The 24,251-nt window shown below is 45.2% G+C and carries 30 protein-coding genes; 20 read left to right on the top strand and 10 right to left on the bottom strand.

The genetic code is table 11. The features are described 5' to 3' along the window. The first annotated feature begins 41 nt into the window (after positions 1–41). Complete coding sequence (locus tag VFW36_RS11995; protein ID WP_329659049.1) at positions 42–395, top strand: hypothetical protein; 354 nt, start codon at positions 42–44, stop codon at positions 393–395. Between the two features lie 82 nt (positions 396–477). Here VFW36_RS11995 and VFW36_RS11990 read toward each other — a convergent pair whose 3' ends face one another. After that, complete coding sequence (locus VFW36_RS11990) at positions 478–1,002, bottom strand: hypothetical protein (protein ID WP_329659048.1); 525 nt, start codon at positions 1,000–1,002, stop codon at positions 478–480. Positions 1,003–1,143: 141 nt separating this feature from the next. Here VFW36_RS11990 and rpmH point away from each other — a divergent pair, with 141 nt between their 5' ends. From rpmH to ruvX, 7 genes are read left to right on the top strand one after another with little or no spacing between them, the layout of a single operon-like run. Continuing rightward, positions 1,144–1,278: a 50S ribosomal protein L34 gene (gene rpmH, locus VFW36_RS11985; protein ID WP_013459438.1), complete on the top strand. Its 135-nt coding sequence runs from the start codon at positions 1,144–1,146 to the stop codon at positions 1,276–1,278. A gap of 11 nt (positions 1,279–1,289) precedes the next feature. Beyond that, positions 1,290–1,634 (top strand): ribonuclease P protein component, encoded by a 345-nt coding sequence (gene rnpA / locus VFW36_RS11980; RefSeq protein WP_329659047.1) that lies wholly within the window; start codon positions 1,290–1,292, stop codon positions 1,632–1,634. Beyond that, positions 1,612–1,944, top strand: a complete 333-nt coding sequence (yidD, locus tag VFW36_RS11975) for a membrane protein insertion efficiency factor YidD (protein WP_329659046.1) — start codon at positions 1,612–1,614, stop codon at positions 1,942–1,944. The genes rnpA and yidD overlap by 23 nt, the downstream gene beginning before the upstream one ends. After that, positions 1,938–3,548, top strand: a complete 1,611-nt coding sequence (gene yidC / locus VFW36_RS11970; RefSeq protein WP_329659045.1) for a membrane protein insertase YidC — start codon at positions 1,938–1,940, stop codon at positions 3,546–3,548. Before yidD ends, yidC begins: the two co-directional genes overlap by 7 nt. Further along, positions 3,535–4,326: a Jag N-terminal domain-containing protein gene (locus tag VFW36_RS11965; protein WP_329659044.1), complete on the top strand. Its 792-nt coding sequence runs from the start codon at positions 3,535–3,537 to the stop codon at positions 4,324–4,326. The genes yidC and VFW36_RS11965 overlap by 14 nt, the downstream gene beginning before the upstream one ends. Continuing rightward, positions 4,320–5,669, top strand: a complete 1,350-nt coding sequence (gene mnmE / locus VFW36_RS11960; protein WP_329659051.1) for a tRNA uridine-5-carboxymethylaminomethyl(34) synthesis GTPase MnmE — start codon at positions 4,320–4,322, stop codon at positions 5,667–5,669. The genes VFW36_RS11965 and mnmE overlap by 7 nt, the downstream gene beginning before the upstream one ends. After that, positions 5,669–6,067: a Holliday junction resolvase RuvX gene (ruvX, locus tag VFW36_RS11955; protein WP_329659050.1), complete on the top strand. Its 399-nt coding sequence runs from the start codon at positions 5,669–5,671 to the stop codon at positions 6,065–6,067. Before mnmE ends, ruvX begins: the two co-directional genes overlap by 1 nt. Here the strand turns inward: ruvX and VFW36_RS11950 are convergent. Then, positions 6,052–6,687 (bottom strand): hypothetical protein, encoded by a 636-nt coding sequence (locus tag VFW36_RS11950; protein WP_329659043.1) that lies wholly within the window; start codon positions 6,685–6,687, stop codon positions 6,052–6,054. The two genes, ruvX and VFW36_RS11950, sit on opposite strands and share 16 nt — an antisense overlap. Before the next feature lie 165 nt (positions 6,688–6,852). Here VFW36_RS11950 and ilvC point away from each other — a divergent pair, with 165 nt between their 5' ends. The 3 genes from ilvC to VFW36_RS11935 all read left to right on the top strand — a co-directional run bounded on the left by ilvC (position 6,853) and on the right by VFW36_RS11935 (position 9,813). Further along, positions 6,853–7,875 (top strand): ketol-acid reductoisomerase, encoded by a 1,023-nt coding sequence (ilvC, locus tag VFW36_RS11945; protein ID WP_013459446.1) that lies wholly within the window; start codon positions 6,853–6,855, stop codon positions 7,873–7,875. Positions 7,876–8,040: 165 nt separating this feature from the next. After that, on the top strand, positions 8,041–8,967 hold the full coding sequence (locus VFW36_RS11940; protein ID WP_329659042.1) for a divergent polysaccharide deacetylase family protein: 927 nt from the start codon (positions 8,041–8,043) through the stop codon (positions 8,965–8,967). A 69-nt stretch (positions 8,968–9,036) separates the two neighbouring features. After that, positions 9,037–9,813 carry a DNA-processing protein DprA gene (locus tag VFW36_RS11935; protein ID WP_329659041.1) on the top strand — a complete coding sequence of 259 codons (777 nt, stop codon included), beginning with the start codon at positions 9,037–9,039 and terminating at the stop codon, positions 9,811–9,813. Positions 9,814–9,822: 9 nt separating this feature from the next. Here the strand turns inward: VFW36_RS11935 and VFW36_RS11930 are convergent, their stop codons facing one another. Together VFW36_RS11930 and VFW36_RS11925 are read right to left on the bottom strand one after the other, a co-directional pair. Beyond that, positions 9,823–10,137 (bottom strand): sulfite:cytochrome C oxidoreductase subunit B, encoded by a 315-nt coding sequence (locus tag VFW36_RS11930; RefSeq protein ID WP_329659040.1) that lies wholly within the window; start codon positions 10,135–10,137, stop codon positions 9,823–9,825. A 9-nt stretch (positions 10,138–10,146) separates the two neighbouring features. Continuing rightward, entirely contained in the window at positions 10,147–11,370 is a 1,224-nt protein-coding gene (locus VFW36_RS11925; protein ID WP_329659039.1) for a molybdopterin-dependent oxidoreductase, read from the bottom strand. 142 nt (positions 11,371–11,512) lie between these two features. On the opposite strand from VFW36_RS11925, the gene VFW36_RS11920 reads away from it, so the two are divergent. Continuing rightward, positions 11,513–12,106, top strand: coding sequence for a hypothetical protein (locus VFW36_RS11920; RefSeq protein ID WP_329659038.1), 594 nt, complete (start codon positions 11,513–11,515; stop codon positions 12,104–12,106). Positions 12,107–12,113: 7 nt separating this feature from the next. Here VFW36_RS11920 and queA read toward each other — a convergent pair whose 3' ends face one another. Genes queA through hemW form a run of 4 tightly spaced genes read right to left on the bottom strand, consistent with a single transcriptional unit; the run spans position 12,114 to position 15,425 of the window. Then, positions 12,114–13,157 (bottom strand): tRNA preQ1(34) S-adenosylmethionine ribosyltransferase-isomerase QueA, encoded by a 1,044-nt coding sequence (queA, locus tag VFW36_RS11915; RefSeq protein WP_329659037.1) that lies wholly within the window; start codon positions 13,155–13,157, stop codon positions 12,114–12,116. Beyond that, positions 13,135–13,917 (bottom strand): twin-arginine translocase subunit TatC, encoded by a 783-nt coding sequence (gene tatC / locus VFW36_RS11910; RefSeq protein WP_329659036.1) that lies wholly within the window; start codon positions 13,915–13,917, stop codon positions 13,135–13,137. The genes queA and tatC overlap by 23 nt, the downstream gene beginning before the upstream one ends. Continuing rightward, positions 13,917–14,309, bottom strand: a complete 393-nt coding sequence (tatB, locus tag VFW36_RS11905) for a Sec-independent protein translocase protein TatB (protein ID WP_414720303.1) — start codon at positions 14,307–14,309, stop codon at positions 13,917–13,919. Before tatB ends, tatC begins: the two co-directional genes overlap by 1 nt. 54 nt (positions 14,310–14,363) lie before the next feature. After that, the gene (gene hemW / locus VFW36_RS11900; protein ID WP_329659034.1) at positions 14,364–15,425 is read right to left on the bottom strand and encodes a radical SAM family heme chaperone HemW; all 1,062 of its coding nucleotides are present in this window, start codon (positions 15,423–15,425) and stop codon (positions 14,364–14,366) included. 70 nt (positions 15,426–15,495) lie between these two features. Here hemW and VFW36_RS11895 point away from each other — a divergent pair, with 70 nt between their 5' ends. The 8 genes from VFW36_RS11895 to motB all read left to right on the top strand — a co-directional run bounded on the left by VFW36_RS11895 (position 15,496) and on the right by motB (position 22,354). After that, on the top strand, positions 15,496–15,966 hold the full coding sequence (locus VFW36_RS11895) for an RNA pyrophosphohydrolase (RefSeq protein ID WP_329659033.1): 471 nt from the start codon (positions 15,496–15,498) through the stop codon (positions 15,964–15,966). After that, entirely contained in the window at positions 15,966–17,177 is a 1,212-nt protein-coding gene (locus tag VFW36_RS11890) for an aspartate kinase (protein WP_329659032.1), read from the top strand. The genes VFW36_RS11895 and VFW36_RS11890 overlap by 1 nt, the downstream gene beginning before the upstream one ends. Further along, positions 17,177–17,725, top strand: coding sequence for a HobA family DNA replication regulator (locus tag VFW36_RS11885; protein WP_329659031.1), 549 nt, complete (start codon positions 17,177–17,179; stop codon positions 17,723–17,725). Before VFW36_RS11890 ends, VFW36_RS11885 begins: the two co-directional genes overlap by 1 nt. Then, positions 17,712–18,335 (top strand): DNA polymerase III subunit delta', encoded by a 624-nt coding sequence (locus tag VFW36_RS11880; RefSeq protein ID WP_329659030.1) that lies wholly within the window; start codon positions 17,712–17,714, stop codon positions 18,333–18,335. The genes VFW36_RS11885 and VFW36_RS11880 overlap by 14 nt, the downstream gene beginning before the upstream one ends. Beyond that, positions 18,325–19,464 (top strand): dihydropteroate synthase, encoded by a 1,140-nt coding sequence (gene folP / locus VFW36_RS11875; RefSeq protein WP_329659029.1) that lies wholly within the window; start codon positions 18,325–18,327, stop codon positions 19,462–19,464. The genes VFW36_RS11880 and folP overlap by 11 nt, the downstream gene beginning before the upstream one ends. A gap of 1 nt (position 19,465) precedes the next feature. Further along, positions 19,466–20,617 carry a cation:proton antiporter gene (locus VFW36_RS11870; protein ID WP_329659028.1) on the top strand — a complete coding sequence of 384 codons (1,152 nt, stop codon included), beginning with the start codon at positions 19,466–19,468 and terminating at the stop codon, positions 20,615–20,617. Between the two features lie 100 nt (positions 20,618–20,717). Next, positions 20,718–21,491: a flagellar motor stator protein MotA gene (gene motA / locus VFW36_RS11865; protein ID WP_329659027.1), complete on the top strand. Its 774-nt coding sequence runs from the start codon at positions 20,718–20,720 to the stop codon at positions 21,489–21,491. Positions 21,492–21,502: 11 nt separating this feature from the next. Beyond that, positions 21,503–22,354: a flagellar motor protein MotB gene (gene motB / locus VFW36_RS11860; RefSeq protein ID WP_329659026.1), complete on the top strand. Its 852-nt coding sequence runs from the start codon at positions 21,503–21,505 to the stop codon at positions 22,352–22,354. A gap of 51 nt (positions 22,355–22,405) precedes the next feature. On the opposite strand, the gene VFW36_RS11855 is transcribed toward motB, so the two are convergent. Together VFW36_RS11855 and VFW36_RS11850 are read right to left on the bottom strand one after the other, a co-directional pair. Beyond that, a complete protein-coding gene (locus VFW36_RS11855; protein ID WP_329659025.1) occupies positions 22,406–23,887 on the bottom strand; it encodes an inorganic phosphate transporter in 1,482 nt (493 codons plus the stop codon). A 113-nt stretch (positions 23,888–24,000) separates the two neighbouring features. Beyond that, a partial coding sequence (locus VFW36_RS11850; protein ID WP_329659024.1) for a peptidylprolyl isomerase occupies positions 24,001–24,251 on the bottom strand: 251 nt, incomplete at its 5' end.

The following is a 24,251-nucleotide window of genomic DNA, read 5'->3' as shown; positions in this document are numbered from 1 at the left end:
ATCGGAGATGAGATTACCGTTTCTGTGGCATAATCGCATTTATGAAAACGATCTTTTTATTTTTTATCTTTTTATTACCGTTGTGGGGATGTACGGGGGACTGTATGACCTGTCACCCCGCATTGCTTAAAAACATCGATGTCGATAAACGGCATAAACCGATGCAAACGTGTATTAAATGTCACAGTGCCGATCCCGCTAAAATGGCGGATTGCGGAAGCGATTGTTTCGCGTGTCATCCAATAGCTAAAATCGAGGGATCACGTGTTGCAGAACATGCTGTGATTCGTGAATGTCGAGATTGTCACATGAAACTCAAAACCAAAGTGGAACTCGATGTTTCTCCAAAAGGGCAGTCGGTGATGCCGACATTGCGAGATTTTTTAAAGCCTTGATTTTTTCTGCCTCAAATGAGGCAAGCTTTAGTGCCATAGCGGCTAGCGTAGCCAAGCGGGGCTTTGCTCCGCTGGCGTTCTATTATGCATACATCGGCTCAAACATTTTATCAAATCCATCGATGATTTTTTGCATCAATTTTTGAGCTTCATCGAGCATTTCTTTATGAGATTTAACATTTTGAACGGCATTGTCGAAAAGGTCAACTACCCCTTTTTTAGCACTGTTTTTAACATTTTCATCACTATTTTTGAGGTTTCCGATCAGTTTTGTCACGTCCGAAGCGATTTTATTGATCGGTGAGGTTTGGTTTTGATCTTGGAGCTCTTTCATAAACTTATCGATATAGGGTTGTGCTTTTTTCATAAAAGCGTTGATCTCTTTTTGATCTTGCTCACTGATACCGTTGCTATCCACACTAAAAGAAAAAGCCTGCATCGAAGCAAACGAGAACGATTGCTCTTTGGAATCGGAGGTTGTTTTTTCACTGAGCGAAAGAGATTGTTCATTTGTAAAGTTGAGCGATAGGGTATCTCCGCTACTGGTTTTCATAGAGAGTGATAGCTCGTGGGAGCGATACGCATCATAAGAGGTTGCAGTGGTCATGGCACACCCTTTTAGGTTAATCTTAGTGAGTATATCGGACTTTTTCGAAATTGTTTTAATAAGCTTTTACGAAACTTAACCCATCTTTAAGTAAGAATTGTCTATTATTGCGTGCTAAAAATTTCTAAAGGGATATGGCTTATGAAAAGAACATACCAACCGCATAATACGCCACGTAAACGTACTCACGGTTTCCGTGCACGTATGGCGACAAAAAATGGCCGTCGAGTATTAAATGCTCGTCGTGCTAAAGGTCGAAAACGATTGGCTGTCTAAATAGCTTTTCGATGTTGAAGCTTCACAGCGAGTTTCAGCGTGTTTATCAACGCGGGAAAAATGCCCACAGCACATCAATCGCGTTGTTTTATCTCCCACTTAAGGGAGAAAAAAAAGTTGGATATACGGCCAGTAAAAAAGTCGGAAACGCAGTAGTGAGAAATCGGTGTAAAAGACGCTTACGAGCTCTTTTTGATGAGTTTTCACCCAATGCACAAGACGGATGGTACGTTTTTGTCGCCAAGAGAGGGTTATTTGACAACTCTTTCGATACAGTGCGACGCGACTGCAAATATGTTTTAAAACGGACGGGTGCCATGGCTGGAGTAAGTGATGATAAGAATCTTCTTTCTTAAGCTACTCTGGCTTTATCGGCACTCTTTCTCTTTGGTGACACGAGGTTCGTGCCGTCATTACCCCTCATGTTCCGAATATGCTCTTTGGCAGTTTGAACGCAACACCCTTCTCCGTGCATTTACTTCCACATTTTTACGTATTTTGCGGTGTAATCAACTGTTTCCAGGCGGAATAGATTATCCGATTATCAACAAACCGATGTTAAAACCCTCCGAACTCTCGATAAATACGATAAAATACTGGTTTGTTCCATATCAACAGAATTATTTTCTGATAAAAAATTTTAAGTTTAAAGGGTCACAGTGTTAGAAAAGTTTACTCCAAATCAGCGACTTCTTATGGCCGTCGCTTTATCTTTCGTCTTTTTTATAGGTTATACGACGATTTTCCCTCCAAAAGCATCTCAAAGTGAAACCAATAGTACCAAAGTAAGTGAAGTCAAAGCTGTCGCAGAACAGCCTAGTGCCGTATCTGCAACGCCTGAAGCGAATGCGACCGGTGTTTCGAATATTAAAACCGTTACTACCGATACGCTAACCACAATCAGTGCAAAAGAGTTTACCCTCAAAATCGATACGCTCGGACGGGTCTCATCGGTTGTTTTAAGCAATGCAAAACATAACGGAAAAGACGGGAAACTCTCTGAGCTTATCTCTTCTGAGGGTGCAAAACCGCTTCAAGTCCGTTTTGCTGATGAAGCGTTGAACGAAGCGGCGGCTAAAACTCCTTATACAACGAATGCAACCAATATAGCATTGGGTGAAAACGGCAAAGCGACCGTAGTGCTTAGTCAAAATCTTCCTGAATTGACCGTAACCAAGACGTTAACATTTTATGCTGATGGTCACTATGACGCAAAAGTGACACTATCTAATGAGAAACGCTACTCTCTCTACCTCGGACAACACCCTCAAATTATTGAGCAAATGATGACGGTCGTAGGGGGCATGGTCTATTCGGGTGACAATCTCACAACGATTTTTTCAGATGGTGATGTAGAAGGGCGCTCACTCTTTAGTGATGTTCATCTTGTCTCTGCATTTGATCAATACTACGCGACTATTTTTTATGGATTTGATAAATCGACCCAAGTAACGGTTGAGAGAGATACGAATAGCAATCCTGTTACATATTTGGAAGGAACGCCGAATTTTACGTTCAACGGATACATCGGTCCTAAAGAGTATAAAACACTCGAAACGATAAATCCTGTTTTAGTCCATGCTATCGAGTTCGGATGGTTTACTTTTGTAGCCGCTCCGATTTTTAAAGTTTTGATGTGGTTGCACGGATTACTCGGTAACTGGGGTTGGTCTATTATAGCGCTCACCGTACTTATCCGTATTTTCCTCTACCCTTTGACCCACAAAGGGATGGTCTCGATGCAAAAGATCAAAGATATTGCTCCGCGTATCAAAGAGGTTCAAGAGAAGTATAAGGGTGATCCTACCCGTATGAATGCGGCGGTAATGGAAATGTACAAAAAACACGGTGCCAACCCGCTGGGGGGATGTTTGCCGCTATTGCTTCAAATTCCTGTTTTCTTTGCAATTTATCGTGTTCTTTTGAATGCGGTAGAACTACAAGGGGCACCATGGGTACTATGGGTTACCGATCTTTCACGAATGGATCCGTATTACATCCTCCCTATTTTGATGGGTGCAACAATGTATTACCAACAAAAGATTACTCCGAGCAATTTTACCGATCCGTTGCAGGAAAAAATCTTTAAGTTTTTACCATTAATTTTTATGTTCTTTTTCATTACGTTCCCATCAGGGCTTGTATTGTACTGGTTTGTAAATAACCTTTTCTCGATTGCACAGCAATACATGGTCAACAAACAGTTTGAAGCAGCTCGGGCACTACGTCACGAAGCTCATCTTGCGGAAAAGCATCATGAAAAAGATTGAAGCTCCGTCGTTAGAACAGGCTTACGCAGAAGCGGCACGGGAGTTTGGATGTTCCGTTACCGCCCTTCAAGTTGAGATTGTTCAGTTCCCTTCAAAAGGGGTACTGGGACTTTTTAAAAAATCGGCAATCATTATCGCCAATCTTCCGCATAAGCCTTTAGCTGCGGTTGAAGCTCCAAACGTTATTGAAGACGAGATTGAAGCACCTATTTCATCGGTTGAGCCTGAAGAATTGGTTTTGGGTGATGAGTTTTATGAACAGGCGGATGATTTTGAAGAAGAGGGGGAAATGGAGGGTGATTTCTATCAGCTCTCTGCCCAAGAGTGTGCCGATGAAGTCAAAGAACAGATCAATATCCTCTTCAAAGACATCTGTTTTGATATAAACGACATCGATGTGAGTGTGTACGATGAAAATACCTTGCTTGTCGAGTTTACCGGTGCCGATGCGGCATTGATGATTGGCAAAGAGGGATACCGTTATAAGGCACTCTCGTATATGTTGTTCAACTGGATCAATGCCGTATACGGTATGCAGCTGCGTTTGGAAATTGCGGAGTTCTTGAAAAATCAGGAAGAGTCGATTTCCCGCTATCTCATCAATGTGTGTGATATTATCGATCAAGAGGGACGTGCACAGACCAAAGTGCTTGATGGCGTGTTGGTTCAAATCGCCCTCAAACAGCTCCGTGATCGTTATCCTGATCGCTATGTCGCTATCCGCTCTACCCGTGATGGCGGTAAGTTTATTATTATCAATAGCTATCACGAATATTGATGAATGAAACTATCGTCGCCATTGCCACCGCAAACGGCATTGGCTCTATCTCCATTCTCCGCCTCAGCGGAGGGCGCTCACTAGAGATCGCATTAAAACTCACCCAAAAATCCCAGCTTCAACCTCGCTACGCAACCCTTAGCTCTTTGCACCATAACGACGGTACTTTGATCGACGAAGCGATTGTTATCTATTTCCAAGCACCGCGCAGTTTTACGGGAGAAGAGGTTGTGGAATTCCAATGCCACGGCGGCTATGTCGTGGCTGAGTCGTTACTTCGGGCGGTATTGTCCGAAGGGGCGCGTTTAGCCGAGCCGGGAGAATTTAGCAAACGAGCCTTTTTAAACGGACGGCTCGATCTCACCCAAGCCGAAGCGACGGCTGCACTGATCGAAGCCAAAAGCGATGATGCCGCTCGGATACTAGCGCGTCAGATGAAGGGAGAGCTGCGCGGATATATCGAGGGAATCCGAGATTCGTTGCTTGAAATCTTGGCGTACTCCGAAGTGGTCATCGATTATGCCGAAGAGGATTTGCCTCAGGATGTCGTAGATCAGATCGAGGTGAAACTGGAGCGTATCAAACAGACCCTCTCTCGTACCCTCGAATCAAGCCGAAGACGTAGCGGGCTGATGCAGGGATTTCGAGTTGCTATCATCGGTAAACCCAATGTCGGGAAAAGCTCTCTTCTTAACGCACTCCTCGATTATGAGCGTGCCATTGTCAGTGACATCGCAGGGACGACTCGTGACACGATCGAAGAACAGGTGCGTATCGGTACCCATTTAATCCGTCTGGTCGATACGGCAGGGATACGCAACGCTCACGATGAGATTGAGCGGATCGGGGTCACACGCTCCATCGCGGCGATTGAAAATGCCGATGTTGTCATCGCTTTGTTTGACTCTTCGCGCTATATCGATGAGGAAGATCGCGCAATTATCGATCTTATCGAGCGCTACCGTGACGAAAAACCGTTTATTTGCCTTTTGAACAAATCGGATTTAGAGAAAGTTTTTGATTCAACGACGATAGAGCACTACCATCCGATTCGTTTGAGCTGTAAACAAGATACGCAATCTCTTGTCGATACATTGAGCAACTTGATGGATCATGAAAATGACGGTGAGGAGATGATGCTCATTTCGCAACGTCAGATCAGTGCGACGGAGAGCGCCGTCCGCTCCATCGATGAAGCGTATGAACCGTTGCATGACGGTGAGTTAGAATTTTTCTCGTTTCATATCAATGCAGCGATCCGCGCTGTCGCCTCTATCAGCCGACCGTATGAACTCGATGAAATGTTTGACAAGATGTTCGGACAGTTTTGTTTGGGGAAATGATGGCTACGTATATCGCTATCGACTTGGGGTTGAAACGGATCGGATTGGCGCTTAGTTACGGAAACGCTTTGGTAACTCCATTGCCTGCTATCGATCGGAAAAATCGCAATCAAGCGGCCAACGATGTCAAAAAAGTGTTGAACGAATACGAGGCGACGACGGTCGTGGTCGGCATCCCGATGGGAAGCACGACCGAAGATGAGATGCGCCGTCGTGTTGCACACTTTATGAACTTGATCGAATTTAGCGGTGAGATCGCCTACCAAGACGAATCCCACAGCTCCCAAGAAGCCGAAGCGCTGATGAAGGGGGAAATCCGCTACAAGCGTGACGGTCGCATCGATTCGCTTTCGGCGAAGATTATTTTAGAGCGGTATTTGGATCAGCTTAAAAAGTAATCTTTAGCTTCTGCTTCATCATCGGTGAGGGTAGTAAAATCCTCATCGTTTTCCAGTTTCTCTTTTATGGTTTCTACGCAATACTCAAACCCGACACGGCGTGCATGTTCTAAATCAAATACAAATCCCAATCCGCTGAACTGATAGGGCTCTTCTTGTTCGATGCAGAGCAAAATTCCCTCACATTGTGCTTCAAACTGTTCGACAATATCGCGATATCCGATGTTAAACTCGGTGGCATGCCATCCGTACTCTTCGAGTTTCTTATCGGAAAATTCGGCGATACCGTCACCGCTCGTGTCGTCGTAAAGTGCGCGTTTTTGGTTATATCCGATGATGCTTTGCCATGCACCGGAAGCTTTGATCAGGAGCCGATCATCATCCTCTACGATTCGGTAGTTGTTACCGAGCATGGAACTAATGGGGCGGGAGCGATCGGTGCTCAGCGGTGAAACGGGAGGGATTGACCCCTCAAAAATAGAGATTAAAGAGGGTTCAAACGGTTCGTAAACAATCTCCCCTTTATAGGTGATAGCGAAGCGTTTGGCGGCATTGGCGGCACGTAAAAAATCGTTTTTATCGACAACAATAATCTCTTTAAAAAGGTTGAATTTTTTCATAAAAAAGTCCCTAATTTTTGGATGAATTGTAGCATGGGATCGTTTATAGACCCTTAGCAGATGAGTTAGCACAGTGCTCTAAGGGTACGCTAAACTATTTTTATGCAAAAGTGGGGTATAATTCGCCAAATTTTAAGCCTATGAGCTTACTCTAAGGATACCTGTATGGCATTGAGCGTCTACTACGATAAAGATTGTAATATCGAATTAATCAAAAGCAAAAAAGTGGCAATGATCGGTTTTGGATCACAAGGTCATGCACACGCGGAAAACCTTCGCGATAGCGGTGTTGAAGTTGTCATCGGTCTTCGTAAAGAGGGAAGCTCATGGGGCAAAGCGGAAGCTAAAGGGTTCAAAGTTATGACGGTTGCAGAAGCGTCTGCATACGCGGATGTTGTTATGATCCTTCTTCCGGATGAAAACCAAGCAGAAATCTACAAAAACGAAATCGAGCCGAACTTGAAAAACGGTGCGACCATCGCATTCGGTCACGGGTTTAACATCCATTACGGACGTATCCACCCTCGCGCGGACATCAACGTAACAATGATCGCTCCTAAAGCACCGGGTCACACGGTTCGTTCTGAATTCGTTCGCGGCGGAGGGATTCCCGATCTTATCGCAGTAGGACAAAATCCGAGCGGTACAACCAAAGAATTGGCGCTTTCATACGCATCGGCTATCGGTGGCGGACGTACAGCGATTATCGAAACAACCTTCAAAGACGAAACAGAAACTGACCTTTTCGGAGAGCAAGCGGTTCTTTGCGGCGGTGCGGCATCTCTCGTTCAAGCGGGATTCGAAACATTGACAGAAGCGGGTTACGCACCTGAATTGGCATACTTCGAGTGTCTTCACGAATTGAAACTTATCGTTGACTTGATGTTCGAGGGCGGAATCGCGGATATGCGTTACTCTATCTCTAACACAGCGGAATACGGTGACTACGTAAGCGGTAAACGTGTTATCAACGCGGAATCAAAAGCGGCAATGAAAGAGATCCTCAAAGAGATCCAAGACGGCCGTTTCGCAAAAGATTTCATCCTTGAAGGTCAAGCGGGTTATCCTCGTATGAACGCAGAACGTGCAAACGCACGTGCTTCATTGATCGAGCAAACGGGTGTAAAACTACGCTCTATGATGCCGTGGATCTCTAAAAACAAAATCGTTAACCAAGCTACTAACTAATTCCCCCCTTTTTTTCAGAGCGGTATGCTCTGAAAACTTCTATCGAAAGAGGTTCCTTCTCGAATGAAACAACAGCCTCTGTTTAAATACCTAACGCTAAAACGACTTGCAATCGGACTTTCAATACTCATTAGTATTTTACTTGCTATATTGATAGGCTATTTTATGGGATTTCGTCAAGCAGAAGGGGAGCTTGCTCACGAGCGAAAAGAAACCCAAAAACTGGTTCAAGAGATCAAACAGCTTACCGTTATCGATGATAATACCTCGCTTCAAAAGCCCAAAGAGAGCCTGCAAGATAGTGAAATTCGCCGTTTAAAAAAAGAGTTGGAAGATTTACTCGCACGCGAACGCATCTCTGAAGAGGTGAAGCCAGAGCACGAATATGCCCCCAATAATAAAAAAGCGCCACCTCCTCCCCCGCCTGAGCGACCGATTCGTCCAGCAGGTGGAGAAGCAAAGCTGGTGATAATCATGGATGACGTGTCGTATGCCAGAGATGTAAAAGCGATACAATCGACGGGATTGCCGCTCGTGATGTCATTTCTCCCGCCAAGCCCTCGCCATCCTGATTCAGCATTTTTGGCAAAACAGCAAGGAAAGTATATGATACATCTTCCTTTGGAAGCGGTTGCTTTCCATGAAGAAGAGCCTAATACGCTTCATGTGGATAGTTCTGAGGAAGAGATTGAAAAACGCTTAGAGATGTTAAAACAGCTTTACCCAAATGCTCGCTATATAAACAATCATACCGGTTCGAAGTTTACTTCCGACTCAGCGGCAATGGATAAATTGATCCGAGTTATGAAACAAGAGGGGCTTCAATTTGTTGATAGCAGAACGATAGCCTCGAGTAAAGCACGTGAAGCTACGGCGAAATACGGAATGCGTTATATGACACGAGATGTATTTTTGGATGATCGAGACGGGGTTGCTAATATCAAAAAACAGATCAGAGAAGCGGTATCGAAAGCAAAACGTTACGGTACCATTATCGCCATTGGTCATCCGCGAGTCGATACGATCAGAGCATTAAGCGAATCGAAAGAGCTCCTACGTGAGGTGCAACTAGTCGGAATCGATCAAATCTGACAATTTGTCAGATATTTTAGTTATTGCTCTTATTTCGGTATGGTTATACATTCCTAAAATAGAGTTAACATGCACAACGAAATCTCTTTTAGTATTCCTGAACTCTCATCCATGAAACATTATCCTGAAAAACTCTATTATCGAGGTAATATCGAGTTACTGCGGCAACCTAAAATATCCATCGTCGGTACACGTCGCCCCAACCCCTATACACGTGCTATGACGTTTGAACTCTCGAAAAAACTTGCTCTATCGGGGATGGTAATCGTCAGCGGTGCCGCAGCAGGAGTTGATGCGATAGCGCATCAGGGTGCCGGTGCGGAAAATACGATTGCTGTTTTGCCCTGCGGTATCGATCTTCGCTATCCATCTGCTAATGCAGAGCTTATAAAGTCGATAGAGAGCCGTGGGTTGAGTATCAGTCAGTTTGAGTGCGGATTTGAAGCTAGAGAATGGAGTTTTGTCGTTCGTAATGAGGTTGTGGTGGCGTTAGGCGATCTACTCATCGTAACCGAAGCCGATCACGCCAGCGGTAGTATGCGGAGTGTGGAGTACGCACTCGCTATGGGGAAACCGATCTATGTGCTTCCGCACCGCATTAATGAGAGTGCCGCCACCCGCCAGCTGTTAGCGGAGGGGAAAGCGACAGCGATCGATGATATGGATCGCTTCGTTGCCTTTATATCTCAACAAGGGAGAAACAGTATCGAAGATACGCCGTTTATCGCTTATTGCCGAACGAATCCGATTTATGATGAGGCGGTGGTAAAATTTCCGAATGAGATTTTTGAAGCGGAATTAAGCGGCTTAATCGAAGTAAAAAATGGGAGAGTGTCCGTTCTATAAATACGGCTCTTAGTGTTGAGCCGTACTCTCATACCCGTAGTGTTTTACGAGGTAATTGACGATAACCTGTTGGTCTTCTTTGCCGATAGGGGCCTTGAACTCATTAACCATTTTTTGAACCGTTCCGTTCCAGTATGGGCGGCTTTTTTTACCTTGGTTGAGGATGTATCCCCATGAGTGACAGATGAGGCAGTATTGCTGTGCCACTTCATCATGATCCCCTTTTACCATCGGGTAATCGACGTAAGGCATTTCGATAGGCTTGTCCATTTGTGCGAAAAGTGTAGATACGCTAATCAAGCTAAGAAGTAATAATTTTTTCATGTTCGCACCTTAAACAATTTTCACAGAGACGTTATCGACGGCATTGTACTGGTATCCGCCGGCGTTCCATCCGATCTCATCCGGCATGGGTTGAATATTTCCGATACGGTTGATCGCGCGAGCCATAATCGTAAAGTCACCTTTGGTTTTGGTTTCCCATTCAAAGCTCCACGGACGGAATGCGAATTTTCCATGATCTTGCCCCAGTTTTGCCGCACTCCAGTTTTTACCCCCATCGAGAGAGATCATAACTTCTTTGATCCCTTTGCCCTGATCGAAGGCAACCCCTGAAATTTTGACTTTAGAGCCTTTTTTGATGAGTGTATTGGACGATGGATACCCGATGACTGATTTGACTTTCATGCTCGCGATCGGTTTGCGTTTGTACTCGAAATCGCTTCCCGATACGACACATTCACAATCGTTATCCGGTACGGTGTAGGCGACATCCATAAAGAAACTTTTGCGGTAAGTATCCATAACCATAATCTCACTGAGCATTTTAACCCAGCTATCCGAGAAGTGTCCCGGAATGACGAGACGAATCGGGAAACCGTTAAGATACGGAAGGTCTTCACCGTTCATGGCATATGCGACGATGATCTGATCTTGGAGTGCTTCTGAAATCTCCATTTCGCGGAAAAAGTCAGGTGTCTCGTCCATCGCCGGTTTTTCCAAACCGTTAAGCCCGACCCATGTCGCAGACTCTTTGACTCCGGCACGGTTTAGGATGTCTTTGAGTCGAACCCCTTTCCATACCGCACATCCCATCGCACCGTGATCCCATTGGACACCGTGTGTCGCTTGTCCTGTTACGGCATAGTATTTACGGCTGTTTCCGCCGCATTGCAAGACGGCAGTGATCTCTGCAGGTTCAAATTTGGATTTCAAATCATCGACGCTGAGAGAGAGTGGGGTATTGACAGAGCCTTTTACCTCCAAACGAAACTCATTTAAATCGATATGAGTCGGAATATCCGGAAGATGCCAACGGACAAAGAACTCATCATTTGGGGTGATCGCTTGGGTGAAGATCTCACGCCCTTTGGATGATTTCAGAAGCGGTGGGCGATCAGAGATCGTGACCATCGGCTTTTTTTCAGGGAAAGCGATAATGGGTGGAGTGTATTGGGGGATAGTGATAGGTTTTGCTGGATTCTCTTTTCCAAGGAGGGATGACGCCCCAAGGAGTAAGCCGGCACCTAAAAAATGTCTGCGGTTAAGATGTCTCATACGATCTGCCTTCGATTATATTATCACTATTTTATCATAATTGGAGATAATTTAAAGAATAAGTATGTGGTAATAAATAATATATAAGAAAAAAATTATTATAATAAATATTGTTAAATTAAATTATTATGCGAGCTGGAATATGAAAAAAACTGTAATTTTCTCTTATTTATCCGTGAGCATAAGTATATTTTTTGTCGGGTGCGGCACCCATTATCCAGCTCCTGAACCTGTAATTCAAGAAAATTATATTGCTTTGGAGACAGAGTCTGATCATAAAGTTTCAAATGATAATCTTCTACAGTCTACAACCACGAAAAATAAAATAAATGAAGTGTCTAAAAATATAAAAAGAACCGAACTGAAAAAAAATGAAAAACAAAAATATAATGACGAAAAAAATGAGGAAGATAAAGAGGTACCATCAGAAACTATAAAATCGGTTGGATCAAGTAATATTCCACTCTTGAAAGTTGGTCCAAAGGGGTGGACGGTAATGGATCTGAGCAGAGGATTTTCATCAGGTAGATTAAAAAAAGCGGATGTAATAGCGCGAATAAGAGAAGAAAAAATGCTCTATCGCGTATTTACGTATGATGAAATACAAAAATTGCTGAGTTATAAAATTCCCTATAAAGTCATCAATGCTATGATGTACACGGCTCAACAACCCCCAAAAACAGTGACCAATGAACCTGCACCGCAATTTCCTAAAATAAATTATTTGAGAAACTAACGTAGAATTAGAGGATTAGCATCGCATCACCGTATGAGAAAAAGCGGTAGTGTTCCTTTATTGCCTCTTGATAAATCCGATGGGTCTCTTCTATCCCGACGAACGAGGCGACGAGCATCAGCAGTGTCGATTGGGGAAGATGGAAGTTGGTGAGGAGATGGTTGATTCGCATCGGCGGGTTGTGCGGATGCAGAAAGAGGTTCGCTTCCCCTGAGACCTCTTGGGTACGGGCATGAAACTCAACCGTACGGGTAGAGGTCGTTCCGACACTCAAAAGAGGGATGTCGCTGTGGAGCAGCTCTTGGGCGGCGGTACTGATGTCAAAATACTCCGAGTGCATCGGATGATCGGTGATAATCTCAGCTTCGACGGGTTTGAACGTCCCTGATCCGACATGGAGGGTGACAAAAGCATGCGGATGGCGTGAACACACGGACTCAAACAACTCATCGGTAAAATGGAGCGATGCGGTGGGAGCGGCTACAGCCCCCTCATGGTGGGCGAAAACGCTTTGGTATTCCCGCTCATCTTCGGAGTTATCTTCACGTCCGAGATACGGAGGGAGTGGGATGTGACCGACTTGCTCCAAAATGGGGAGCAGTTCTTCAAATCGGATGAGGGTTTGGTTGAGATAAAAATTGACCTCTCGGGAGCCGTCATCGTGCAACGCCATTACACGGGCACTGAGATCCCCTTCGAAAAGCAAGAGGGTATCTATTTTCACTCTCCCTTTGATATAGACATTGATCGTATGGGCATCGTGGGGGCGGTTGATGAGCAGCTCGACGGCACCTCCGCTCTCTTTGTGACCATAAAGCCTAGCTTTGATAACTTTGGTATCGTTAAAAATAATCCCGCAGTTTTCGGGGAGAAACGATTCGAGTGCATCGAACCGCGCGTGGGTGATACTCTTATCGGCTCGGTTATAAACGAGGAGACGGGCATGGTCTCTGGGGTGGATCGGATGGGTAGCTATAAGCTCATCAGGGAGCTCATAGTGGTAACTGGAGGTGAGAAGGGGGTTGAGATCAGTCAATCGTCTCTTCTTCATCTTCTTCGATATACGGCTCCTCTTTAGGGGCAGGGTTTACAAGGCGGACGATCAAAATAGAGATACCGTAGAGGAGAATCAACGGAACCGCCATCATAATTTGGCTGAGAACGTCCGGCGGAGTGAGAATAGCGGCAATGATAAAAATAAGGACGATGGCATAGCGGAAAAAGTTGATCATCATCCGATCATCGATCAATCCCAAAAGAGCTAGAAAATAACAAAATACCGGAAGCTCAAACGCTAATCCGAATCCGAAAATGATTTTGGTGAAAAACTCGACGTATTCGCTGATATTGTACATCGGGACAAACGAAGCACTCCCGAATTCGATAAAAAATGCGAACCCTAAAGGGGTGACGAAATAGTAGGCAAACGCTCCTCCTGCGAGAAACATTACCGTCCCCCCTATGACGATAGGGACGATCATCTTTTTCTCATTGGCATAAAGACCCGGTGCGATAAAAAGCCATATTTGGGCAAGTATAACGGGGATCGCGGCGATGAGACCCGCAAAAAACGAGATTTTCATGGCAACAAAAAAGGCTTCAGAGAGCTCTTTGGTCACCAGCATCCCTTTGGCGGCTTTCGGGGAAATTTTGGCTACAGTTGTTAGCGCATCAATCAGCGGTTGGGTGATCCATCCGAGTATTGCATCGTGGAAGTTCCACATGACAATTGCCATTATTATGACAGTAGCAACGCTGATACCGAGCCGTTTTCGCAATTCGGCTAAGTGGGGTTTTAAATCATCAAACATCAGGCTTTCTCTTCTACGGGTTTAATCTCTTTTGGGGCAAAGGTAACGACTTCAGGTACTTTTGGAGCAGCAGGTGCCGAGGTAGTGATAGCGTTGAAGTCCAAATCATTTTTAATGACATTAAGCTCTGAACCTATCTCGGTAACATTGGTCATTCTCTCCAGCTCCGCACTTGCTTCGGTCAACTCTTTCTTGTAGTTCAGGGCGCTCTCTTTGAGTTCCGAGAATTTCATCTCTTCCTCGAGAGTCGCTTTGGCGGAGTTCACCGTCCCTTTCACGCTCCGGAAAAATTTGGCAATTTCGACCATGGTGGAGGGGAGCTTCTCCGGTCCTAAAAATAATACCGCAACGATAGCGATAAGAAAAATTTCACCTAAACCCATTCCAAACATTGTGTTATCCGATAAATCAAAATTTTATTAAGTGGAAATTCTATCCAAAGAAAGTTAAAACCCCTCTACTCTCAGAGCAATTTCATCCGCTAATAGAAAATTGTGATTAAAGTAACGACCGTTTTGATGCGTTAGTATCTTTTCTTTTACCAAAAGATCGGCTTGGCTTTTTTGTTTTGGAGTTAATAGCTCCTCTTCAACACCGACACAGCTGCGAAATCCTAAAAAAAGTTTTTCACTCAGGAGCGCATCACCCGTAATCTCCTCGATAGAGATTTCATTGGGGTGTTGAATATAGTATTCGACGCTGTTGCTGGGGTAATATCGTTCATTTTTTAAAAATCCGACGGCACCCGAGCCTAATCCGATGTAGGGTTTATGCTCCCAGTATCCGATGTTATGACGTGAGCGGTATTTTCCGAAATTGGAGATTTCGTAGTGTTCAAACCCGTGTGAGGTGATTGTTCGAAAAAGCCATTGGGTGAGTTCCAACTCCTCTTGTGCCATTTGCGGAGTTTTTTCAAACGCTGTCTCCTCTTCGATGGTGAGGGCATAGAGGCTGATATGATCTATCGGGAGGGTGAGTGCTTGGGTAATATCCGATTGCAGGAGCTCTTTGGTATCTCCGCGTACTCCGTAGATCAGATCGATACTGAGATGTTTATAGCCGATAGCCGCGGCGGTGCGGATCGCATCGAGCGCATGGCGGGTGTTGTGAGCACGCCCGAGGGATTTGAGTTTCTCATTATTAAAACTTTGCACGCCGAAACTGAGCCGATTGACCCCCAACTCAAACATCCCCTCCAGCCATGTCCTCGTTGCACTGTTGGGGTTGGCTTCGGAGGTGATCTCAGCGTTTTTGGCTAAATAAGGATCGATCATCTCAAAAATAGGGCGATAAAGAGAAGGCTCTACCGTAGAGGGAGTTCCTCCACCGATAAAGACGGTTTCGATAGGGTTTGTAGCACTTACATTAAAACGGATTATCTCTGTTTTGAGTTGAGCAAGGATAGCATTCATATACGCTTCGCGCAGTGAAAATTTATCGACATAAGAGTTAAACGCACAGTAAGAACATTTGCTATCGCAAAAAGGGATGTGAATATATAAAAGCATATTCGGATTATAGTATTTTTAATAGCGAATAGTTTACAATACCCATCCAAAATAGACTAAAAGATGGTGAATGACCGAAAAAAAGTTCTACCGACCGAATGTGGCGGCGATTATTGTCTCTCATGAGTATCCTGAGACCAAAGATGTTTTTATCGCTGAACGGAGTGATTTGGAAGGGGTATGGCAGTTTCCTCAAGGGGGGATTGATGAGGGAGAATCGAGCGAAGAGGCTCTGTTTCGTGAACTTGACGAAGAGATCGGTACTGCAAAGGTAGAGATCATCGCCGAGTATCCCGAATGGATCGCGTACGATTTTCCCTCCCATGTCGCAGCCAAAATGGCTCCCTACGCCGGACAGAAACAGCGCTATTATCTGGTACGTCTGAAAAAAGGGGCGAAGATCGATTTAGATACGAAGCATCCCGAATTCAAGGCGTATAAATTTGTCAATATTGATGAGCTGTTGAGTCATGTCGCCCATTTCAAAAAACCGGTTTACGAACAGGTAATTTCTCATTTTAGAACCAAGGGGTACTTGTAATGCTAATTGTCCAAAAATTCGGCGGAACCAGCGTCGGTGATTTGGAGCGAATCCAAAACGTCGCCAATCGCGTCTCGCAAACACTTAAAGAGGGGCATCAAGTTGTCGTTGTCGTATCGGCAATGAGCGGTGAGACGAACAAACTCATCGCGTATGCGGAACACTATACCCAAACTCCTGAACGCAGTGAAGTGGATATGCTTCTCAGCTCCGGCGAGCGGGTAACGGCGGCGTTGCTCTCCATCGCCCTCAATGCAATGGGGCACAGTGCGACCTCTATGAGCGGTCGTCGTGCGGGAATCGTGACCGATAGTATCCACACGAAAGCACGGATTGAGAGTATCGATCCTAGCGCGATGCATGCAGAACTTGCCGCGGGTAAAGTGGTGGTAGTCGCAGGATTCCAAGGGGTGAGCGAGAACGGTCAGGTTACCACGCTCGGACGCGGAGGCTCAGACCTCTCCGCCGTAGCGGTTGCCGGAGCGCTTAAAGCCGATTTGTGTGAGATTTATACCGATGTTGACGGTATTTATACGACCGATCCTCGTATCGAACCGAAAGCGAAAAAGATGGATCGTATCAGTTATGATGAGATGCTCGAACTCGCTTCTCTCGGAGCCAAAGTACTTCAAAACCGTTCAGTTGAACTTGCTAAAAAATTAAACGTTAACCTCGTAACCCGCTCCAGCTTTAGCGATGCGGAAGGGACACTTATTACAAAGGAAGAGAATATTATGGAACAACCACTTGTCAGCGGCATCGCACTCGATAAAAACCAAGCACGCGTATCCCTCAGCGGAGTGATCGATCGTCCGGGAATCGCTTCGGATATTTTTACCCGTTTGGCGGACAACAGCGTCAATATCGATATGATTATCCAAACCTCAGGACATGATGGCAAAACCAATCTCGATTTCACCGTCCCTAAAACGGAGTTGATCGATGCGAAAAAAGTGGTTGAAACCTTTATCGCCGAAGATGAGATCAGCGAAGCATCATACGATGAAAATATCTGTAAAGTCTCTATTGTCGGTGTCGGTATGAAATCGCATACGGGTGTTGCGGCAAAAGCGTTCCAAACGATGGCACATGAGAATATCAACATTATGATGATCTCTACGTCTGAGATCAAAGTTTCGATGGTAGTGGACGAAAAATACGCCGAATTGGCGGTTCGATCATTGCACAGCGCTTATTCGTTGGACAAGTAGTGCGTAAATTTGATCAATGGACATTAGAAGCCATCCGCTCCGAGGGGGCGTCGATGAGCTGGTTCGAAGAACAGCGCTTTGAGTGGACTCCTGCGCTTGCTAATGCCATGGATCAGATGATGGGGGGCAAAAGTCTTGTCCTCATTACCGATCATGATCGCAAATGGTTTGCCCATTATTTGACGTCATCTCTCAACAAACGGACTCAAGATCGTCCGATGATCCCTATCGTCTGTATCGACTCTCTCTATCCCCATTATGACCATATCAGCGGCGGTGAATCGATCGATATGATCGGCGATATGCTCGACATCGCGTTTAAAGGGGATTACTTTTTTTGGTATGTCGGGCGCGGTGATGATCGCCGAGCCGATATTGCCAAACGCAATGCCAACTCTCTGCTATGGATTATGGATGAGCGGTTCCAAAATGCACTCGTATTGCGCTCTCACGACCCTCTGATCGACATCAAACTTTTACAGCTTTATCGGCTGTTTGACAAAACACTCAGTGCGGTCTTGTTCGGGGAGATCAATGTTCGAGAATGAACGCGGAGGTATTCTCATTACGCACGAGATGGAAGAGCGAGCCAAAGAGATTGAAGAATCTCGACATCCTCTGCGGTGTGTTACCTTTATGCGGGACGATTTTAAAATCGAAGATGCCAAAGAGGTGATCTCCGAAGCCTATAAAAGCGAAGACAATACCAAAACACTGATTCTCGGAGCCAAAAGTTTTACCGTTCCGGCACAAAACGCCCTCCTTAAAATTCTCGAAGAGCCTCCTCGAAATATCGTTTTTATCCTCCTCGCCCCCAACAAAAGTACCTTTCTCCCAACGGTTCGTTCACGGCTCAGTTTGAAACAAGAGCATACCGAACGCCTTTACGAGACACTTCCCATCACGCTTAAACATCTCGATCTCTCAGGATTGTTCACCTTTGTCAAAGAGCATGACCGGCTCAAAAAGCACGAAGCCAAAGCACTGATTGAGCAGCTGATGCATCAAGCTATCCATGTCGAAAAGCTCCCCCTTAGTGCGGCACAGCTTGAGGGGTTCGATAAAGCGCTTCGGCTGATAGAGCTGAACAGCCGATTTCAAAGCGTCTTGGTAATGGTTTTGATGAATTTTCTCAAAGAGGTCAAACGTGGTCGTTGAGAAACTCTCCAATACTATCGATTTGCACCGTGAACTCAAATCTCTCGGTGTTGATAGCGGCGGAGTATCGATTTTGGAAGATAAAGGACAGCTGCATCTAATCCGCATCCGCGATTTGCATGTGGGTGCCGCCAATATTCTCAAACAAGACGCCCTCAGTATCGGTGCCGATCTTGCGGTCCCAAGAGGGACGGTGACGGCATCCTCTGCTCGTGTGGATGTCCTTTTGATCGCAACGGAGCGACAGCTGCAGACGTTAGCAAAAAAAGAGAAAGCACAGCCGTTCGGGCTCAAAGCACTCTCTGCGGAGTTGGAGAGTTTTTGCCATCATACGCGTGAGGAAAACATCTCCATTATGGGGATACTCAACGCGAACGATGACAGTTTCTATCATGCGAGCCGGTTCCAAGGGGTCAAAGCGATTGAACGGATCGAGACGATGATCGAAGAGGGTGCAGATATGATTGATCTCGGCGGCGTATCGAGCCGTCCGGGTTCGATAGCGGTGAGTGCGGAGGAAGAACTCTCTCGAGTCCGACCGATTATCGATGCGCTATACGAACAGCGCCTGTATGAGAAAACGACCCTCAGTCTGGACAGTTATGAACCTCTAGTGATTTGCTATGCACTTGAGAGAGGGTTCCGTATCGTCAACGATATTACGGGACTAGCCAACGATGAGGTGGCGCGCCTGTGCGGCAGTTACGGTGCGACGGCTGTTATTATGCATATGCAGGGGAAACCTGAAAATATGCAGGAAAATCCCTCTTATTCTTCAGTGATCGGTGATGTAGAACTCTTTTTCCGAGAGCGGATCGCCAAGGCAGAGTCATTCGGGATCAAAGAGATAATCTTGGATTGCGGTATCGGGTTTGGGAAACGATTGGACGATAATCTCTCGCTTATCACCCATCAGAGGCATTTTCTCCGATTGGGGAAAAAACTGCTCGTCGGTGCCAGCCGAAAATCGATGATCGATGCGATCTCTCCCTCCATGAGTGATGATCGCTTAGCGGGAACACTGGCGATTCATCTCAAAGCGATAGAAGAGGGTGCATCCATCGTGCGGGTTCATGATGTCAAAGAACATACCCAAGCGATCAAACTCTGGAAAGCGTTGAGAGGATAACATGGGTAATACGGTTGTAATCATTACCCTCTCGCTGTTGGTGCTTCTATCACCGTTCCTCTCCCGCGTCACCAAAGTTCCGGTGGTGGTAGTTGAGATATTACTGGGGAGTTTGGCCGCCTATTTTGGGTTATTGGTTGAAAATGATCTTTTTAAAATCATCGCGAAAGTGGGATTTTTATACCTGATGTTTTTGGCGGGGATGGAGGTCAATCTCAAAGCGTTCGGATTTGAAAAATCCTCCTTACTCCGTCGGACAATCCTCTATTTCGCGATGCTCTATGGGTGTTCTTTTACCCTCTATGTCTATTTTGATCTAAGCTCGGTCTATCTGGTGGCATTTCCGATTTTCTCACTCGGGATGCTGATGGCACTGGTCAAAGAGTACGGTAAAGATAAACCGTGGCTGGCATTGGCACTCAATATCGGGATTATCGGGGAATTGGTCAGTATTATGGCGCTGACGATCCTCAGCGGCGGGTTGGAGTATGGATTTAACCGAGAATTTGCGTTTGTATTGGGGGGATTGTTCCTCTTTTTGATCGGATTTGTCCTCTTTTTCCGAGGGATCAGGATCCTCTTTTGGTGGTATCCTACCCTCAAAACACTCATTATGCCGCACGAAGACAGCAAAGATCAGGATGTCCGTTTTTCGATGGCGCTTATGTTTATTATGATCGCCATGATGCTCTATCTGAAAATCGATGTGGTACTTGGGGCATTTTTGGCGGGGATGTTTATTGCCACCTATTTTAAACACAAAACAGAGCTTCCTGAGAAACTCTCCTCGTTCGGTTTCGGGTTTTTAGTCCCTATCTTTTTTATCCATGTCGGCTCTACCCTCGCACTCGATGCCTTTAGCGATGTTAAAATATTGAAACTGGCATTGTTTATTGCAAGTGCTATTATCGGTATCCGACTGTTGAGCTCTTTAGTAGCTTATGGTGGTTATCTTGGGTTGAAAAACACCATTTTGTTTTCGTTAAGCGACTCGATGCCGTTGACCTTTACGGTCGCTATTGCGACACTCGGATACGGTGCCAATGCCATTACACATGATGAATATTATGCGTTTATCGTAGCGAGTATGGGAAGCGGGATATTTTTGATGCTCTTGATTAAAATATTATATACGTTGTTTAACAAAAAATAAAGAGTTTGATACTGATTTTCAGTGAAAACAAGGTACAATCGACATAATATAAAATGGTAATTACAGGGATGTAGTTTTACCCGCAACGAGAAGGAGTCACGTGGATTTAACGGTTATTTTAGGGATACTGTTTGCGATTGCATCGATTTCTACTGGGGATCTTTTGGATGGTGGTAATCCTATCCATATTATCCACTTGGCTTCATTGATCGTTATTTTCCCGACAGCGATGTCAGCAGCGGCGGTTGCTACGGATGTTGAGTTCGTAAAAGGGGCTTTTAAAAATCTCGGTCCGATCGTGTTCAAAAAAAGTACTGTCGATTTGCATGCACGAATCAAAGAAATTATTGAATTATCAACCATGGCACGTCGTGACGGGCTTTTGTCATTGGAAGCGAAAGTGGCACAGATTGATAATGAGTTTTTGAAACAAGGGCTCAGTATGGCGGTTGACGGTAATGAAGTCGATACCATCGTTGAGACATTAGAGCTTGTGATCGAAGAGACAGAGCACTATTACCACGGATGCGGACACTACTGGATTCTAGCAGGGGAAACATCGCCCGTTATGGGTCTTATCGGAGCCGTTTTGGGTCTGATTTTGGCGTTGAAAAAATTGGATAATCCTGCGGAAATGGCGATGGGTATCGCCGGGGCGTTTACCGCTACCGTTACGGGGATTTTCTCATCTTACGTTCTTTTAGGACCGTGGGGAAGAAAGATGATTGCAAAATCACACCATATTGTTAAAGAACAAAAAATGATGCTTGAGGGTATCGTAGGGATCGTACATGGGGATAACCCGCGTACTCTCGAAGCGAAATTGCTCAATTTCCTCTCTCCGGCTGAAGAGAAACACAGTCAATTTAACTGATGAGTAACTAAATGGGTAAAAAACATAAGTGTAAGAAATGCCCAGAGTGTGAAGCAGGGGAGAAATGGGCGGTTCCCACTGCCGACTTTTTCAGTCTCTTGTTGGCACTCTTTATCGCACTCTTTGCGATTGCATCGGTTAATAAAGAAAAGATTCGGGCGTTAAAAGAAGAATTTGTCAAGATTTATGATTATGCTCCGGTTCCCGAAGCGGTTACTCCGGTTGTCAATATGGTGAGTGAAAATAAACCGACACCGGAAGCAACGGCAAATCCAGCCGGTGCCGCTCCGGTTGCTGAGGGGGGATCACTTTTGGTCGGTTCCCCTCCGCAGCCCGTCAATCAAACGGCGTCTGAAGCGATTAAAAAAATTCAACAAGAGCTTAAAAACGCTTCGATGGGCGTGGGACCGCTGGATCAAAGTATGGACGGTGTCCTTTTGAAGCTTCCTACGTCGGTACCGTTTAGAGGAGCGAATGCAACGATTGATAATGAAGAACTCCATTTGTTTCTTCGTCGTGTTACCGATATTATCAATACGCTTCCGCCAACAGTAGATATTTCGATTCGCGGATACACGGATAATTCACCGCTTCCAGCCGGAACTCCGTATAAAGATAATATCGAACTCTCTGCTAAAAGAGCCGAGACGGTTATGCGTGAACTTATTCGTAACGGTGTTGCACCTGAGCGCCTTTCTACTGCGGGATTTGGTTCGGCCAAGCCGGTAGCAGAGAACATCAACGAAGAGAACCGTGCCAAAAATAGACGGGTAGAATTTTATATGTATGTTTCTAACGATACTCCGCTCGATCAAGCAAAACAAAATAATATTTTGGATGCCCTGAGCAAACTTCAAAAATAAGATACAGATTACGTCAAATTGTCTGAGAAAAGTGGATAAGCGGGACTCGGCTTAATAGCCGAATACCATTTTGAGAATAAAGAAGAAAAATGCTGCCATTGCAGCAGCTGCGGGAAGGGTAATAACCCAAGCGAGTGCTATTGGCTTCATCAACGCCCAGTTAGCATCACGGTTGAGCATACCGATTCCGATAATAGCTCCAACAAGTATGTGGGTTGATGAGACAGGGATACCGAGAACCGTTGCCAAAAGAATAACTAGTGTCGCACCAAGTTCCGCCGCAAAGCCTGTCACCGGAAATATTTCGGTGATACGGCTTCCTACCGTATCGATAACCTCTTTACCGATAAACCATAATCCTGCTACTAAAGCAACACCGAAAGTTGCCATAGCAATAAAAGGGACAGGTGATTCGGCGTTGATTTGACCGGTTGCTAAAATATCGATGATTGCGGCGAACGGCCCGATAGCGTTTGCGATGTCATTTGCCCCGTGGCTGAATGCGAATGATGATGCCGTAAGGACTTGCAGCATACTAAATACGCGCATTGTTGCTTTATGCGGTGTATCCTTGTGCATCACTTTGATGATCGCATAGACGACACCGTACATAAGGGTTGACATAACCGCCAACAGCATATAGATCTGAGCATCATTTAGACCTAGATTTGCATGTTTTAGCCCTTTAAATAACAGCATGCCGGCAATCATAGCCGTACCGAATGCGGCAACAATAGGTGCATGGGTTCGCAATGCATAGAACGCATTTTGTTTTTTCTTGAGGCGGTTAAGCTCTTGGACTTGCTCTGTATGAGCATTTTTTTCTGCATCTGTTGCTGTAAGTGCATTGTGTGATGCATTAAGTGTCGAGATTTGGGTTTTGATGTCTTCGATATGGGCTTCGACTTGATCGTTATAATCTAGGATGTATTTTTTTAAATACCAGTAGATTCCATACGATGCCATACCGCCTAAAACAGGGGAGACAACCCAACTGATAGCAATTTTAGCCACTTGATCCCAGTGTACGAGACCAAAAACCGACTCTCCCACTTCCATCGTAGCGTATCCAAGGGCGATAGAGCCCCCTAGAATTCCTCCGACGATTGCATGAGTCGTTGATACTGGATACCCTTTGAATGTCGCGTATAGGAGCCATGTTCCGGCTGAGAGGAGTGAACCCATCATCACAAAAACGAGTAGCATCGGATCAAAATCCATTGCCGAAATATCGACAATCCCTTTTCGGATCGTGTTGGTCACTTCTGCGCCAGCAAGCATTGCTCCGCCAAGTTCAAAGATAGCGGCAATCATAAGCGCTTGTTTGACGGTGAGAGTTTTCGCACCGACACTTGTACCGAAAGAGTTTGCAACATCATTGCCACCGATGTTGAAAGCCATAAAAATCCCAAAAAGGGTAGCTAAGATAAAAAGGGTGTAGTTGTTTTCGAGGTAATTAAATCCCCAAATCATGAAAATAGCGGTCATTACAACAAACACACCGCCGAAAAAAAGGTTGTCTCGTGAGAACATGAAAGCTCCAAGTATAATATAACCCTAATTATATTACATAACAGCTACGAAAATATTACAAAATGGTTACAGATGATAAAGTAGGGTGATTTTCTCCCCCAAAAGGGGAAATGTTATGGAAGAAGGGTAGCTTTGATAATTTTTTGGACTTGGAGCGGTTTGTCGCCGCCTCGTTGACCGTTGGTTTGTACATTATTGAGTTTACCGAGCGTATCCATACCGCTGATGACGCGACCGAATATCGTGTGATACCCGTTGAGCCACGGGGTAGGTGCCGTAGTAATAAAAAATTGGCTTCCGTTGGTACGAGGCCCTGCATTTGCCATTGCCAAAACACCGGATTTATCAAATACGACCCCCGATT

The organism is Sulfuricurvum sp. (genome assembly GCF_036279695.1).
Lineage (GTDB): Bacteria > Campylobacterota > Campylobacteria > Campylobacterales > Sulfurimonadaceae > Sulfuricurvum.
The sequence above is the reverse complement of the archived record's forward strand: the minus strand, read 5'-3'. Positions and strand labels throughout refer to the sequence as shown.

Excerpts from the sequence above, each read along its gene's own strand:
- VFW36_RS11995 (WP_329659049.1), top strand. The coding sequence starts at position 42 with ATGAAAACGATCTTTTTATTTTTTATCTTTTTATTACCGTTGTGGGGA.
- VFW36_RS11990 (WP_329659048.1), bottom strand. The coding sequence starts at position 1,002 with ATGACCACTGCAACCTCTTATGATGCGTATCGCTCCCACGAGCTATCA.
- rpmH (WP_013459438.1), top strand. The coding sequence starts at position 1,144 with ATGAAAAGAACATACCAACCGCATAATACGCCACGTAAACGTACTCAC.
- rnpA (WP_329659047.1), top strand. The coding sequence starts at position 1,290 with ATGTTGAAGCTTCACAGCGAGTTTCAGCGTGTTTATCAACGCGGGAAA.
- yidD (WP_329659046.1), top strand. The coding sequence starts at position 1,612 with ATGATAAGAATCTTCTTTCTTAAGCTACTCTGGCTTTATCGGCACTCT.
- VFW36_RS11965 (WP_329659044.1), top strand. The coding sequence starts at position 3,535 with ATGAAAAAGATTGAAGCTCCGTCGTTAGAACAGGCTTACGCAGAAGCG.
- ruvX (WP_329659050.1), top strand. The coding sequence starts at position 5,669 with ATGGCTACGTATATCGCTATCGACTTGGGGTTGAAACGGATCGGATTG.
- VFW36_RS11950 (WP_329659043.1), bottom strand. The coding sequence starts at position 6,687 with ATGAAAAAATTCAACCTTTTTAAAGAGATTATTGTTGTCGATAAAAAC.
- ilvC (WP_013459446.1), top strand. The coding sequence starts at position 6,853 with ATGGCATTGAGCGTCTACTACGATAAAGATTGTAATATCGAATTAATC.
- VFW36_RS11940 (WP_329659042.1), top strand. The coding sequence starts at position 8,041 with ATGGGATTTCGTCAAGCAGAAGGGGAGCTTGCTCACGAGCGAAAAGAA.
- VFW36_RS11935 (WP_329659041.1), top strand. The coding sequence starts at position 9,037 with ATGCACAACGAAATCTCTTTTAGTATTCCTGAACTCTCATCCATGAAA.
- VFW36_RS11930 (WP_329659040.1), bottom strand. The coding sequence starts at position 10,137 with ATGAAAAAATTATTACTTCTTAGCTTGATTAGCGTATCTACACTTTTC.
- VFW36_RS11925 (WP_329659039.1), bottom strand. The coding sequence starts at position 11,370 with ATGAGACATCTTAACCGCAGACATTTTTTAGGTGCCGGCTTACTCCTT.
- VFW36_RS11920 (WP_329659038.1), top strand. The coding sequence starts at position 11,513 with ATGAAAAAAACTGTAATTTTCTCTTATTTATCCGTGAGCATAAGTATA.
- queA (WP_329659037.1), bottom strand. The coding sequence starts at position 13,157 with ATGAAGAAGAGACGATTGACTGATCTCAACCCCCTTCTCACCTCCAGT.
- tatC (WP_329659036.1), bottom strand. The coding sequence starts at position 13,917 with ATGTTTGATGATTTAAAACCCCACTTAGCCGAATTGCGAAAACGGCTC.
- tatB (WP_414720303.1), bottom strand. The coding sequence starts at position 14,309 with ATGTTTGGAATGGGTTTAGGTGAAATTTTTCTTATCGCTATCGTTGCG.
- hemW (WP_329659034.1), bottom strand. The coding sequence starts at position 15,425 with ATGCTTTTATATATTCACATCCCTTTTTGCGATAGCAAATGTTCTTAC.
- VFW36_RS11895 (WP_329659033.1), top strand. The coding sequence starts at position 15,496 with ATGACCGAAAAAAAGTTCTACCGACCGAATGTGGCGGCGATTATTGTC.
- VFW36_RS11890 (WP_329659032.1), top strand. The coding sequence starts at position 15,966 with ATGCTAATTGTCCAAAAATTCGGCGGAACCAGCGTCGGTGATTTGGAG.
- VFW36_RS11880 (WP_329659030.1), top strand. The coding sequence starts at position 17,712 with ATGTTCGAGAATGAACGCGGAGGTATTCTCATTACGCACGAGATGGAA.
- VFW36_RS11870 (WP_329659028.1), top strand. The coding sequence starts at position 19,466 with ATGGGTAATACGGTTGTAATCATTACCCTCTCGCTGTTGGTGCTTCTA.
- motB (WP_329659026.1), top strand. The coding sequence starts at position 21,503 with ATGGGTAAAAAACATAAGTGTAAGAAATGCCCAGAGTGTGAAGCAGGG.
- VFW36_RS11855 (WP_329659025.1), bottom strand. The coding sequence starts at position 23,887 with ATGTTCTCACGAGACAACCTTTTTTTCGGCGGTGTGTTTGTTGTAATG.